The sequence below is a fragment of the Pseudomonas sp. Pseusp88 genome (genome assembly GCF_047303955.1).
GTDB lineage: Bacteria > Pseudomonadota > Gammaproteobacteria > Pseudomonadales > Pseudomonadaceae > Aquipseudomonas.
This window is the reverse complement of the sequence record NZ_JBGLYM010000005.1, coordinates 60,727-73,713: the sequence shown is the minus strand read 5'-3', so window position 1 is coordinate 73,713 and position 12,987 is coordinate 60,727. Positions and strand designations below refer to the sequence as shown.

The 12,987-nt window shown below is 60.2% G+C and carries 8 protein-coding genes; 6 read left to right on the top strand and 2 right to left on the bottom strand.

Features of this window, described 5'->3' with window-relative positions:
• Nucleotides 1–2: 2 nt before the first annotated feature.
• Nucleotides 3–977: a phosphogluconate dehydrogenase (NAD(+)-dependent, decarboxylating) gene (gene gnd / locus ACCD02_RS08615; protein WP_413300384.1), complete on the bottom strand. Its 975-nt coding sequence runs from the start codon at nt 975–977 to the stop codon at nt 3–5.
• Nucleotides 978–1,285: 308 nt separating this feature from the next.
• Here gnd and ACCD02_RS08610 point away from each other — a divergent pair, with 308 nt between their 5' ends.
• The gene (locus ACCD02_RS08610) at nt 1,286–1,456 is read left to right on the top strand and encodes a DUF6026 family protein (protein ID WP_413300382.1); all 171 of its coding nucleotides are present in this window, start codon (nt 1,286–1,288) and stop codon (nt 1,454–1,456) included.
• Nucleotides 1,457–1,739: 283 nt separating this feature from the next.
• Complete coding sequence (locus ACCD02_RS08605; protein WP_413300380.1) at nt 1,740–3,485, top strand: phosphoethanolamine transferase CptA; 1,746 nt, start codon at nt 1,740–1,742, stop codon at nt 3,483–3,485.
• A 118-nt stretch (nt 3,486–3,603) separates the two neighbouring features.
• On the opposite strand, the gene ACCD02_RS08600 is transcribed toward ACCD02_RS08605, so the two are convergent.
• The gene (locus ACCD02_RS08600; RefSeq protein ID WP_413300378.1) at nt 3,604–4,095 is read right to left on the bottom strand and encodes a GNAT family N-acetyltransferase; all 492 of its coding nucleotides are present in this window, start codon (nt 4,093–4,095) and stop codon (nt 3,604–3,606) included.
• 615 nt (nt 4,096–4,710) lie between these two features.
• Here ACCD02_RS08600 and glgA point away from each other — a divergent pair.
• The 4 genes from glgA to ACCD02_RS08580 are packed head-to-tail and all read left to right on the top strand — an operon-like array spanning nt 4,711 to nt 12,973.
• Nucleotides 4,711–6,297 carry a glycogen synthase GlgA gene (gene glgA, locus ACCD02_RS08595; RefSeq protein WP_413300376.1) on the top strand — a complete coding sequence of 529 codons (1,587 nt, stop codon included), beginning with the start codon at nt 4,711–4,713 and terminating at the stop codon, nt 6,295–6,297.
• A 16-nt stretch (nt 6,298–6,313) separates the two neighbouring features.
• Nucleotides 6,314–8,128, top strand: coding sequence for a malto-oligosyltrehalose trehalohydrolase (gene treZ, locus ACCD02_RS08590; RefSeq protein WP_413300375.1), 1,815 nt, complete (start codon nt 6,314–6,316; stop codon nt 8,126–8,128).
• On the top strand, nt 8,118–10,196 hold the full coding sequence (gene malQ / locus ACCD02_RS08585) for a 4-alpha-glucanotransferase (protein WP_413300373.1): 2,079 nt from the start codon (nt 8,118–8,120) through the stop codon (nt 10,194–10,196). Before treZ ends, malQ begins: the two co-directional genes overlap by 11 nt.
• Nucleotides 10,193–12,973, top strand: coding sequence for a malto-oligosyltrehalose synthase (locus tag ACCD02_RS08580; RefSeq protein WP_413300371.1), 2,781 nt, complete (start codon nt 10,193–10,195; stop codon nt 12,971–12,973). Before malQ ends, ACCD02_RS08580 begins: the two co-directional genes overlap by 4 nt.
• Nucleotides 12,974–12,987: the final 14 nt, after the last annotated feature.

Here is a 12,987-nt window from a genome sequence, read left to right as displayed (position 1 = left end):
GTTTATTTCCCTTCTTTATGACCACCAAAACCGAAGCGCATGGCAGACAACAATTTGTCGCCATACGTACTTTGTTGACGCGAGCGGAAGCGGGCAAACAAAGCGCTGGACAGCACCGGCACGGGCACGGCCTGTTCCATCGCGGCTTCGATGGTCCAGCGGCCTTCACCGCTATCGGCCACGGCGCCGGAATAGGCATCCAGTTTAGGGTCGGTTGCCAGCGCATCGGCGGTCAGATCCAGCAGCCAGGACGACACCACGCTGCCACGACGCCAGACTTCAGCGATATCGGCCATGTTCAGGTCGAAACGCTGTTCCGGCGGCAGGTTCTCCGAGTTTTTCTGCTTGAGGATGTCGAAACCTTCAGCGAACGCCTGCATCATTCCGTATTCAATGCCGTTATGGATCATCTTGACGAAGTGACCCGACCCGGCAGGACCGGCATGGATATAACCGCGCTCGGCACGATCATCCGTGGAGTTGCGATCCTTGGTGCGCGGCACGTCGCCGATACCTGGCGCCAGAGTGGCGAACAGCGGATCAAGACGTTCGACCACCGAGGCTTCGCCGCCGATCATCATGCAGAAACCACGTTCCAGCCCCCAGACGCCACCGGAAGTACCGACGTCGACATAGTGCAGACCCTTTTCTTCAAGGGTCTTGGCCCGACGCACGTCGTCCTTATAGAAGGTGTTGCCACCGTCGATGATTACATCGCCAGCTTCGAGCAATTGGCCGAGAGTCTCGATGGTGTCCTCGGTAGGCGCACCAGCGGGCAGCATGACCCAGATGGCACGGGGCTTTTCCAGGGCGGCGACCATGCCTGGCAGGTCGTTCACGGCTGTAGAACCTTCACCGGCCAGGGTCTTGCGCGAGGCTTCGTCGCGGTCATAGACCACAGTCGTATGGCCGTCGAGCATCAGACGCCGTGCAATGTTGCCGCCCATGCGGCCCAGTCCAATAATCCCGAGTTGCATGTAGAGGTGCTCCTTGATTCATGAAAAGAAGTGCCTCTCTTTATAGCCCAGGCACGCTCGATTCCGATGCGTGAAGGGTTAGTCCGGAGAGATTGGGTATCGGTTCCCTGAAAAGGGAATGCTAGCTGTCGAGCCTGCCTGATGACGCGTATTTTCGCGATCAGGAACGGTTCGCGACAATCAAAAATAAAAAAGTTCCATTCCAGCCCAAAAGAAATCAGAATCAGCGCCGATAGAGAGACACGCAACGACAATTTGTCAGGGCGCCAGGTCTTTCAGGTTGAATCCCGCCATTTGCGAGGTGAGCAATGGGCACAGTACTACCAGCAATCGCACCACAAACCCTGTACGTCACAATCCGTCGTGACGAACTGCGCAAGCTCAAGGAAGAACGCGAACAATTGCAGAGCAAGGTCGCGCATCTGACGCTGATGCTGCAACAGGCCCAACTGAGCAGCGCTGTCGCCCTGAACGCCTGACCCCGCCTCTTCGCGCCCTCCCTGCGGCAAGCCCGATCGGCGGCTTGCCCCTCGTATTACCCTCCCGAACTCCAGCACCTTTTGTTGTCCGAGCGGACATCTATTGTAACGCCCCAAATGGCACTTGGCCGCAGCGACTTCACCTGCGTGACACTTTTTTCACAACGCGATAGCAATACTGCGCGCTCTTTTGTCACCTCCGTCTGTGCGGACGGCGCGTGAAAGCAGGTTTGCCGGGAGTCCACCCGGCCAATCAAGCGACTGAAATAGGCTGGAGTGCTTGATGTCTATAGTGAAACGAGGCGCTACGACCTCGAAAGGTTTTGACTGGGCTGGCGTGATCTGGCTCTTCGTATTCTTCTGGTACTTCTCTGGTATCACCCAACTACTGATTGTCTCCACTGGCACCTCCGGTTTCTCGGGCTTTCGCCAGGCCTTCGTGATGAGCGGCATCTGGCTCGCGCCGATGCTGTTGTTCCCCAACAAGACCCGCGCCATGGCCGCAGTCATCGGCATCGTGCTGTGGGCGTGCTCCATGGCCAGCCTCGGATACTTCTTCATCTATCAGCAGGAGTTCTCGCAAAGCGTCATCTTCATCATGTTCGAGTCGAACATCTCTGAAGCGGGCGAGTACCTGACCCAGTATTTCGCCTGGTGGATCGTCCTGGCGTTCATTGCTCACACGCTGTTCGCTGTGTTCCTGTGGACCCGTCTGCGCCCGGTGTACATGCCCAAGGGCCGCGCCCTGGCCGTGTCGGCGGCTCTGCTGGTCGGTATCATCGGCTATCCGCTGGCCAAACAGCTGGCCCGACATGATGACACCGCCGGCGGCATTGAAGCGTTCGAAAGCCGCATCGAACCGGCCGTGCCGTGGCAGATGCTGGTGGCCTACCACCGTTACACCCAGCAACTGGACAATATGCAGGACATGCTGTCGAGCAGCAGCAAGGTCGCGCCGCTGAAAAACCTCAAGGAACAGCAGCCCGACACGCCCAAGACCCTGGTTCTGGTCATCGGCGAATCCACCAACCGCCAGCGCATGCATCTATATGGGTATCCACGACAGACCACGCCGAACCTGGATCAGCTCAAGGATCAACTGCAGGTCTTCACTAATGTGATCACGCCGCGCCCCTACACCATCGAGGCGCTGCAACAGGTCCTGACTTTCGCTGACGAAGAAAATCCTGACCTGTATCTGAAGACACCGTCCATCGTCGGCGTGATGAAACAGGCGGGTTACAAGACGTTCTGGATCACCAACCAGCAGACCATGACCAAGCGCAACACCATGCTGACGACGTTCTCGGAACAGGCGGATGAACAGACCTATCTGAACAACAACCGCAACCAGAACGCCCGCCAGTACGACGGTGATGCCATCGAGCCGTTTGCCAAGGCGCTGAAGGACCCGGCACCGCGCAAACTCATCGTGGTCCATCTGCTCGGCACCCACATGAGCTACCAGTACCGTTATCCGCCTGCCTTCGAGCAGTTCACCGACCGCAAAGGCGTGCCTGACGGCATCAGCGACAGCCAGCTGGAGCTGTACAACAGCTACGACAACGCGGTGCTGTACAACGATTTCGTGGTTTCCAGCCTCATCAAGGAATACACCAAGGCCGACCCGAACGGCTTCCTGCTGTACCTCTCCGACCACGGCGAAGACGTCTACGACTCGCCGGGCCACAAGGTACTGGGACGCAACGAAGCCGCGCCGACCGTGCCGATGTATACCGTGCCGTTCCTGGTATACGCCTCGCCCAAGTGGCAGCAGACCCACAACTGGGACTTCAGCAGCATCAAGAGCCGTCCGTATACCAGCTCCCAGTTGATCCACACCTGGGCGCAACTGGCGGGGCTGAGCTTCGATGAACTTGACGCGACACGCAGCCTGGTCAGCCTGGACTTCAAGGAACGCCCACGCATGATCGGCGATCCGTACACAAAGAATCTGCGGGACTTCTCCCAGATCCAGTCGACGCAACCAGCGGCTGTATTGGCAACGCCTGAAGTCGCAAAAAAATAACCCGGCTGAAATAGCCTGTAGGAGCTACCGAAGGCTGCGAACGGGGGCTTGAACCGCTTTCGCAGCCTTCGGCAGCTCCTACAGATCAGCGCTCACAAGCCAATATTCCAATCGCTCCTCAGAGCGTCTTCTGCCAGAACATCGCTTCGCCCATCTGCGGGTCCAGCTCATAACCGGCAAAACCCATCTTGCGATAAGCGCCCTGGGCCGCCGCGTTACCTTGCAGCACTTCCAGAGTCAGCTTGCAGCAACCGCGCTGACGGGCGATTTCCTCGACCTTGGCCAGCATCTTCTGGCTGATGCCCTTGCCCCGCCACTGCGCGATTACCGCCACGTCATGGATGTTGACCAGTGGACGACAGGCGAATGTAGAAAAGCCCTCGAAACAGTTGACCAGGCCAACCGGCTGACCCGCCACGAATGCCAGCACGCTAAAGGCATAGGGGCGTTTGGCCAGCTCACCAGCCAGTTGCTGCAAGGTGTCGGCAGACAGGGACTTGCCCCCGCCCATGACATCCTCTGCGTAGTGATTGAGCACAAAACCAATGGCATCGGCATGCACCGGGTTGCTGTAGCTCGCCTGTAATACCAGCACCTCTGGGGCTTCCATTTACAACCTCATTCTCAACATTCAATACAGATAGACCTGACGGGATCGTCCTTGCCGCGCCAGCCGTGCAGGCGTCGATTCTATCCTGCCACGCGCCAAAATGTTCCGAGCACATCGTAGGAAATGTCGCTAACTGTGCAATGATCGAGCTTCGCCTGCACCGCAAAGCGGCGCACTGCGCGATCAAGCGGTTTGAGTGAGTGAAATCGGGCAGCGGTATAGCGCGTTTGCGCGCTCTCTGGACTCATTGTCAAACAATCCGACGACCGGTCACCGACCGTTTCAATGGGCTTTTCATCGCCCCAAAAAGGCGCAGGGGCCTGATCACAGGCTTACGCATTACGCCACGCAACTCCTATAGACAGCTCGCCAACCCGTATGCCAGACATTTCCGAGAAAAAAAGTCGAAACTTCTGAATATGCCCCCGGTCAGCTAGTTAGAGCGCCTATGCTAATGGCTGGGCCTTGATATTGGCGCCTTTTACCCCTGCACTGTCATCACACATACATTAAATGGGTATTGATCTTGCGTAGGGCTTTTGTGCCCGGCCACAGGAAGTGGCCACATAAGAACTCAATGTGCTGCACCGACACTGAATCAAATGGGAGAAATCGATGATAAGCGCCGCTGTCAAAACCCAACAGGGAGAGAGTTTTAATCAGCCGGCCAGCGAGCTGACTCATCTGCCGGTCTTCGCAACGACAAGCGTTCCACTGCTGCAACTGCCTACCTCACAGCCAACGATTTCGCAGATCAACAGGCGCAAAATCCTGTTCGTGACCTCCGAGTTGGCTGACCTGGTGAAAACCGGGGGCCTGGGCGATGTATCTGCTGCTCTGCCGCGAGCCATGCGTCACCTGCACGACGTCCGTGTGCTGATCCCCGGCTACCCGCAAGTCCTCAATAGTGGCAACCCGATCCATGTGATCAGCGAACTGGGTGGCTATGCCGCATTGCCGCCGTGCAAGATCGGCCGCATGGATATGAAGGACGGCCTGGTCATCTATGTATTGATCTGCCCGGAGCTGTACGAACGCGAAGGCACGCCTTACGGCGACAACCATGGCCGTGACTGGGCCGACAACCATATTCGCTTTGCCCGCCTGGGCCTGGCCGCCGCCGACTTTGCCGCCGGTGCCGTCAAGACCCAATGGTGTCCTGAACTGGTTCACGCCCATGACTGGCCAGCAGGTCTTGCGCCCGCCTACATGCGCTGGCGCGGGCAGACCACGCCGAGCATCTTCACCATCCATAACCTGGCCTACCAGGGCACCGTCAGCACCCATTCCAGCCGTGAACTGGGCATCCCGGACGAAGCGCTGAGCAGCGAAGGCATGGAGTTCTACGGCAAGCTGTCCTTTATCAAGGCTGGCATGGCCTACGCGAGCCACATCACCACGGTGAGCGCCACCTACGCCAAGGAAATCGCCACCCCGGACTTTGGTTGCGGCCTGGAGGGTTTCCTGCAGAGCAAGGCGCAGAAAGGTCTGCTCAGCGGTATTCCCAATGGCATCGATTCGAGCTGGGATGCGGCCACCGACGAACACCTGATCTGCCGCTTCGCGCCTAATGAATGGCAGCGCAAGGAAATCAACGCCGATCACGTGCGCGAGCTGTTCGAACTGGAACCTTCCAGCGGCCCGCTGTTTGCGGTGGTCTCGCGCCTGGTTTATCAAAAAGGTCTGGACCTGACCATCGGCGTTGCCGACTACATCGTCAGCCAGGGCGGTCAGATTGCCGTTATCGGGCGTGGCGAACCGGAAGAAGAGGATGCCATGCGTGAACTGGCGGCGCGCTACCCCGGCAAGATCGGCGTGCGTGTGGGCTTCAATGAAACCGATGCCCGGCGCATGTTTGCCGGCAGCGATTTCCTGTTGATGCCATCGCGCTACGAACCTTGCGGCCTGAGCCAGATGTACGCCCAGCGCTTCGGTTCACTGCCCGTAGCCCGCAATACCGGCGGGCTGGCCGACACCATCGAAGATGGCGTGACCGGTTTCCTGTTCAATGAATCCACGGTGGAAAGCTACACCGAAGCCCTGAGCCGAGCGTTCAAGGTCTTCGCCAACCCTGCCCTGCTCAACGCCATGCGCTGCCGGGCAATGGCTGCACCTTTCAACTGGCATCAAGCGGTCGAACCCTATGCCGAGCTGTATCAGGATCTGTTGAAGAAAAACGCAGGTGTGACAGTACATTATTGAAATAAGGGGACAATGGATGCCTTTGCGTACGGACGAGAGCTGGCGCCACGGCGCCGTGTTGCTGGATCCCGAGCATGTGCGGTTCGCCCTCTGGGCACCGGATGCGTACTACGTCAGTGTTGAAATAGAAGATGGCCGATCCTTGGCCATGCTGCCGCAAAATGACGGCTGGTTTGTCCTTGAGACGCAATGCAAGGCAGGCAGCCGTTACCGCTACAACATCGATGGCGAACTGGAAGTACCTGACCCGGCGTCCCGTGCCCAGGTCGACGACGCTCACTCCCAGAGCATTGTCGTCGACCCGCTGGCCTATCACTGGCAGCACAGCGCGTGGCAGGGTCGGCCCTGGCATGAAGCGGTCATCTATGAATTGCATGTCGGCAGCCTCGGCGGTTACGCCGGGGTCGAGGAGCATCTGGCGCGCCTGGTCGAATTGGGGGTGACGGCCATCGAACTGATGCCCCTGGCGCAGTTTCCCGGTGATCGCAACTGGGGTTACGACGGTGTTCTGCCCTATGCGCCGCAGTCCTCCTACGGCCCGCCGGAGCAACTTAAACACCTGATCGATACCGCCCATGGCCTCGGCCTGATGGTCATCCTTGACGTGGTCTACAACCACTTCGGTCCTGACGGCAATTATCTGGGCAGCTACGCCAAGGGATTCTTCCGCAGCGATATCAAGACGCCCTGGGGCGACGCCATCGATTTTCGCCGCCGCGAGGTACGCGACTATTACATCGATAATGCCCTGATGTGGCTGCTCGAATACCGCTTCGATGGCCTGCGCCTGGACGCTGTACACGCTATCGACGATCCGACCTTCCTCCAGGAGTTCGCCCATCGGGTCCGGCAGCAGATTGATGCGCCCCGCCATGTGTGGCTGATGCTGGAAAACGAACTCAATCAGGCCAGCCTGCTCGAGCGCGGTTTTGATGCCCAGTGGAACGACGATGCTCACAACACGCTGCATGTGATGCTGACTGGCGAGACCGACGCCTACTACACCGACTTTGCCAAGGAGCCGACCCAGAAACTGGCGCGCCTGCTCAGCCAGGGTTTTGTCTATCAGGGCGAACCGACCCGGCATGGTCACACCCGCGGCGAACCCAGCGGCCACCTGCCGCCGAGCGCTTTCATTATCTTCCTGCAGAACCATGATCAGGTCGGCAATCGCGCCTTCGGCGAACGCCTCTCCCAGTTATGCCAGGGCCCGGCCCTGCGTGCCGCCACCGCCCTGCTCCTGCTGTCGCCGATGATCCCTCTGCTGTTCATGGGCGAAGAATGGGCGGCCAGCGAGCCGTTTCTGTTCTTTACCGATCATCACGACGAACTCGCCGATGCGGTACGCGAAGGCCGTCGCGCCGAGTTCGCTGACTTTGCCGCCTTTGCCGATGAACAGCAGCGTGAGCGAATTCCTGATCCCAACGCCCTGCAAACTTTCGAACACTCACGCCCGGCCCTCGATGCCCTTTACCTGGAAACCGACAAAGGCCAGGACCATCGCAGCTGGCAAACGCTGTACCAGCATCTGCTGGAGTTGCGCCATCGCCACATTATCCCGCGTCTGCCGGGAGCGCAGGCCCTGGGCGCCGACATTCTCGGTGAGGGCGCGCTGTGTGCCCGCTGGCGCATGGGCGATGGACAGATCCTGCGTATCGACCTGAACCTCGGCGCCCATGGCGTTGACGCGGCGAAACTGGGCGACGCCAACGTGTTGTTCCAGTCCGCTCCCGATTCGGTCGAACTTTCCCGCCGCGGCACCCTCAATGCCTACACGGCCATTGTCAGCCTGATAGCAAGTGATGTTCTGGAGGAACAGGATGAACAATGAGCAATTGCAGACCCTGGCCCATGAGGCCGGTTTGGCGGTCAATTGGATTGACGCCAACGGGCGACCACAGGTGGTCAGCGACCCGGTGCTGCGCAAGGTATTGGAAAGTCTCGGCCACCCGGCCGAGGACGACGCCGCCATCGATCAAAGCCTGCAACAGCTGCGAGCTGCGGGCCTGAGTCGCAGCGCTCCCCCACTGTTGACCGTCGACCATGGCAGCGCATTGGATCTGTCCACCTGGTTCGCCCCGCACACACCTTTTGTCCTGCATCAGGAAGATGGCTCTACGCTGCAAGCGCAATTGACCGCCCAGGGCGAGCTGCCTGCCCTGGCCGCGGTTGGCTATCAGCAGCTGGCGATTGCCGGGCAACACCTGACCATCGCCGTCGCACCGGCCACCTGCTACAGCCTGGCCATGGCCACCGATCAACGCGTGCCCCGGGCCTGGGGCCTGACGGTTCAGCTGTATTCGCTGCGCCGCGAAGACGATGGTGGCTTCGGCGATACCCAGGCCCTTGAAACCCTGGTCCGCAAGGCCGGTGAGCGCGGCGCCGATGCCGTGGCCATTAGCCCGGTACATGCCATGTTTGCCAGCGATACCCAGCGTTTCAGCCCTTATTCACCGTCCAGCCGTCTTTTCCTCAACAGCCTGTATTGCTCCCCCGGCCTTATCCTCGGTGAGCGCGCCCTGCGCGCCGCCATCGAGCGTACCGGCCTGGCGGCCGAGCTCAAGCGTCTGAGCGAGCTGCCCCTGGTCGACTGGCCCGTTGCCGCACACGCCAAATGGCAGCTGCTGCGCGCGCTGTTCGAGGACTTCAGCAACGGCGATCATCCGCTGCACGAGGACTTCAACAGCTTCCGCCACAGCGGCGGTGAAGCCCTGGAAAATCATTGCCGCTTCGAAGCCATACGCGATGCCAGCGCCAGCCTGGGCATCAGCGACAACTGGCACGAGTGGCCCGTCCCGTTCAAGGATCCGCGCAGCGAAGCGATCGCCGAATTCGCTACCGAGCACGCCGCGCAAATCCGCTTCCATGCCTTTGCCCAATGGCTGATCGCTCGCGGGCTTGAGCGCGCGCAGCATGCGGCCCGCAGCGCCGGTATGAGCGTCGGCCTGATCGCTGATCTGGCCGTGGGCGCCGATGGCGCCGGCAGCCAGGCCTGGAGCCGTCAGGATGAGCTGCTGTCAGCCCTGACTGTGGGTGCGCCGCCGGACATTCTCAATCGTGCCGGGCAAAGCTGGGGCATTTCAGCGTTCTCTCCGGAAGGCTTGCAACGCAACGGCTTCCGCGCTTTTATCGAAATGCTCCGGGCCAATTTCGCCCATGCCGGCGGCCTGCGCATCGACCACGTCATGGGCCTGCAACGCCTGTGGGTGGTGCCATTGGGTTCGCCACCCAGCGAGGGCGCCTACCTCAATTACCCGTTGAACGACATGCTGCGCCTGCTCAGCCTGGAATCCTGGCGCCACAAGGCCATTGTGCTCGGCGAAGATCTCGGAACCGTACCCGAGGGGCTGCATGACAAGCTCTCCGCTCGCGCCATTCTTGGCATGCGCGTGCTGCTGTTCGAACAACATAACGCCCACTTCAAGCCCATTCTCAACTGGTCACCCGACGCCCTGGCCACCACCAGCACCCACGACCTGCCGACATTGGCCGGTTGGTTGAGCGAGCTGGATATCGAGTGGAACAGCCGCCTCGGTCACGTCGACGCCCAGAGCGAAAAACATTGGCGTGAAGGTCGCGAGCATGAAATCAATGGGCTGCGCCATGCACTGGCACAAAACAACCATGACTTCGACGCCGCTGACGCTGACGACGCTCAAATCATCGATGCCAGCATCCGCTATCTGGGCCACACTCGCGCGCCTCTCGTATTGTTGCCCGTGGAAGACGCCCTGGGCGTGTTGGAGCAGGCCAACCTGCCCGGCACCATCGACACCCACCCCAACTGGCGTCGCCGCCTGCCGGGGGACTGTGCTCGCCTGCTGGACAACGAAGACGCTGCGCGGCGCCTGGAAATACTGTCTCAGGCTCGCCTGCAAGCGGGGGATCGTGATCGATGAGTATCATTGCTCCCCTGCGCGCCACCCAGCGCCTGCAATTCCATAAGGATTTCACCCTGGATGATGCGGTGCCCCTGGTGCCCTATTTTGCCAAACTGGGCATCAGTCATATCTATGCGTCGCCACTGCTGCAGGCCCGGGCCGGGTCCATGCACGGCTACGATGTGGTCGACCCACGGCTGATCAACCCGGAGCTGGGTGGCGAGGACGCATTACGCCGTCTGGTCGCCGCCCTGCGCGAGCAAGGCATGGGCCTGATCCTCGATATCGTCTCCAACCATATGGCCGTGGGCGGCTCGGACAATCCCTGGTGGCTCGACTTGCTGGAATGGGGCCGCAGCAGCCCGTACAAGGACTTTTTTGATATTCAATGGCACTCACCCGATCCTTTGCTCAAGGGCCAACTGCTGCTGCCTTTTCTTAGCACCGACTACGGCACCGTACTGCAAGCCGGCGAGATTCCTCTGCGCTTCAATGCCGCTCAGGGTACGTTTCATATCGAGCACTATCAGCACCACTTCCCTATCAATCCCATTACCTATGGCGACCTGCTGCAAGGCAGCGACGAGCCGCGCTTGCAGGAGATCGGCCAGCGTTTCACTGCATTGGACCAGTATCCCCAGGCCTACGAGCGGGCGCGGCAGGCCAAAACCGAGCTGGCGGCGCTGGCCCGGGATCCGGCGGTCGCCAAAGCCATCGAAGGCGTCCTCGCGCATTTCGACTCACGTAACGAAGCAGGCTTCCAGCGCCTGCACGCGCTGCTCGAAGCTCAGCACTATCGCCTGGCCAGCTGGCGCACCGCCGGTGACGACATCAACTGGCGGCGATTCTTCGACATCAACGAGTTGGGCGGCCTGCGAGTGGAGCGGGCCAATGTCTTCGAAGCCACCCACGGCAAGATCTTTCAGCTGATCAGTGAAGGTCTGGTCGACGGCCTGCGTATCGACCACATCGACGGCCTGGCCGACCCACGGGGTTACTGCCGCAAGCTGCGCCGTCGGGTCGATGGCCTGTTGAGTCAGCGCCCTGCTGCTGCAAAGCTGCAACACCTGCCGATCTTCGTCGAGAAAATTCTTGGCGCGGATGAAGAGCTGCGCCGGGACTGGGGTGTCGATGGCACCACCGGCTACGAGTTCATGAACCAGGTCTCACTGCTGCAACACGCACCCAAAGGGCAACCCGTTCTGGCCGGACTGTGGAGCCGTATCAGCGAGCGCACTGCCGACTTCGATCAGGAAGTGTTGCAGGCCCGGGATCTGGTCCTGCACGGCACTCTGGCCGGTGACTTCGAGAGTGTCGCCCAAGCTCTGCTGCAAGTGGCGCGTAGCGACCTGATGAGTCGCGACCTGACTTTGGGCGCCATCCGCCGTGCCTTGCTGGCCCTGATCGTGAATTTCCCGATCTATCGCACCTATATCAGCGCCTGCGGCCGTTCTGCCATCGATGACCAGTTCTTCCAGCAGGCCATGGATGGCGCGCGCAACACCCTCAGCGAAGCCGACTGGCCGGTACTCGACTACCTGCAACGCTGGCTCGGTGGCGTGGCCTGGCGCGATCTGCCTGTGGGCCGACTGCGCAAGCTGTATCGCCATGCCTGCGTACGCTTCCAGCAGCTGACCTCGCCTGTCGCGGCCAAGTCGGTGGAAGACACGTCCTTCTATCGCTCGGCAGTGCTGCTGTCGCGCAATGACGTCGGCTTTCATCCGCAACATTTCAGTGCCGAGCCCGAGGCGTTTCATCAAGCCTGCATCGCCCGGCATGAATACTTTCCCGACAACCTGCTGGCCACGGCGACCCACGACCACAAGCGCGGCGAAGACAGTCGTACGCGCCTGGCGGTGCTCAGTGAATGTGCCGACTGGTATGGCGAACAGGTCGAACGCTGGCGGCAATTGGCGACTTCATTGCGCGGCGATGGCGTCAGCATCAGTGCAGGCGATGAGCTGATGCTCTATCAGGCCTTGCTCGGCAGCTGGCCGCTGGATCTGACTAGCGAAGCCGATTACAAGGCCTATGCTGAAAGGCTGACCCGGTGGCAGGAAAAGGCCTTGCGAGAAGCCAAACTACAAAGCAGCTGGAGTGCGCCCAATGAGGCCTATGAAAGTGCCTGCCGCAGCTTTTTGAACGGGCTGCTGCTGGAACAGGAAGGCCTGGCCCTGCGCCAGTCCATCGGGGCTACCGCCAACCGTATTGCCACGACGGGAGCCTTGAACAGCCTGGCGCAAACCTTGCTTCGCATGACCGTACCCGGCGTGCCGGATCTGTATCAGGGATGCGAGTTCTGGGACTTCAGCCTGGTCGACCCGGACAATCGACGGCCCGTGGATTACACAAGGCGCGAGGCAGCGCTGGCCGAACACGTCGATGTCGCCGATCTGTTGAGTCACTGGCAGGACGGGCGCATCAAACAACAGCTGATTGCCCGAGTGCTCGCGTTTCGGGCCGAACACCCGGCGCTGTTCCGGCATGGGGAGTATCAGGCCCTGGAAGTGACAGGCAGTCAGGCCGGGCAAGTCATGGCATTCGCTCGCATCCACGAAAGCGAGCGGGCCATTATTGTAGTGCCACGCTTGATCCATGAACTATTGGGCACAGCCCAAACTCCATTGATTACTGCCGACAGTTGGGGCGACACACGAGTCATCTTGCCGTTCGCTGATTCGAATCAAAGCTGGAAGGGACTTTTCTCTGAGACCGTAGTCACAACTGACAAGGCGCTGTTGCTCAGCGCAGTGTTAAAGAACTTTTCTGCCAACCTGCTTATTCAATCTTTGTAATACCTGGGAGTGTC

Coding starts and splice junctions, on each gene's coding strand:
- gnd (WP_413300384.1), bottom strand. CDS start 977: ATGCAACTCGGGATTATTGGACTGGGCCGCATGGGCGGCAACATTGCA.
- ACCD02_RS08610 (WP_413300382.1), top strand. CDS start 1,286: ATGGGCACAGTACTACCAGCAATCGCACCACAAACCCTGTACGTCACA.
- ACCD02_RS08605 (WP_413300380.1), top strand. CDS start 1,740: ATGTCTATAGTGAAACGAGGCGCTACGACCTCGAAAGGTTTTGACTGG.
- ACCD02_RS08600 (WP_413300378.1), bottom strand. CDS start 4,095: ATGGAAGCCCCAGAGGTGCTGGTATTACAGGCGAGCTACAGCAACCCG.
- glgA (WP_413300376.1), top strand. CDS start 4,711: ATGATAAGCGCCGCTGTCAAAACCCAACAGGGAGAGAGTTTTAATCAG.
- treZ (WP_413300375.1), top strand. CDS start 6,314: ATGCCTTTGCGTACGGACGAGAGCTGGCGCCACGGCGCCGTGTTGCTG.
- malQ (WP_413300373.1), top strand. CDS start 8,118: ATGAACAATGAGCAATTGCAGACCCTGGCCCATGAGGCCGGTTTGGCG.
- ACCD02_RS08580 (WP_413300371.1), top strand. CDS start 10,193: ATGAGTATCATTGCTCCCCTGCGCGCCACCCAGCGCCTGCAATTCCAT.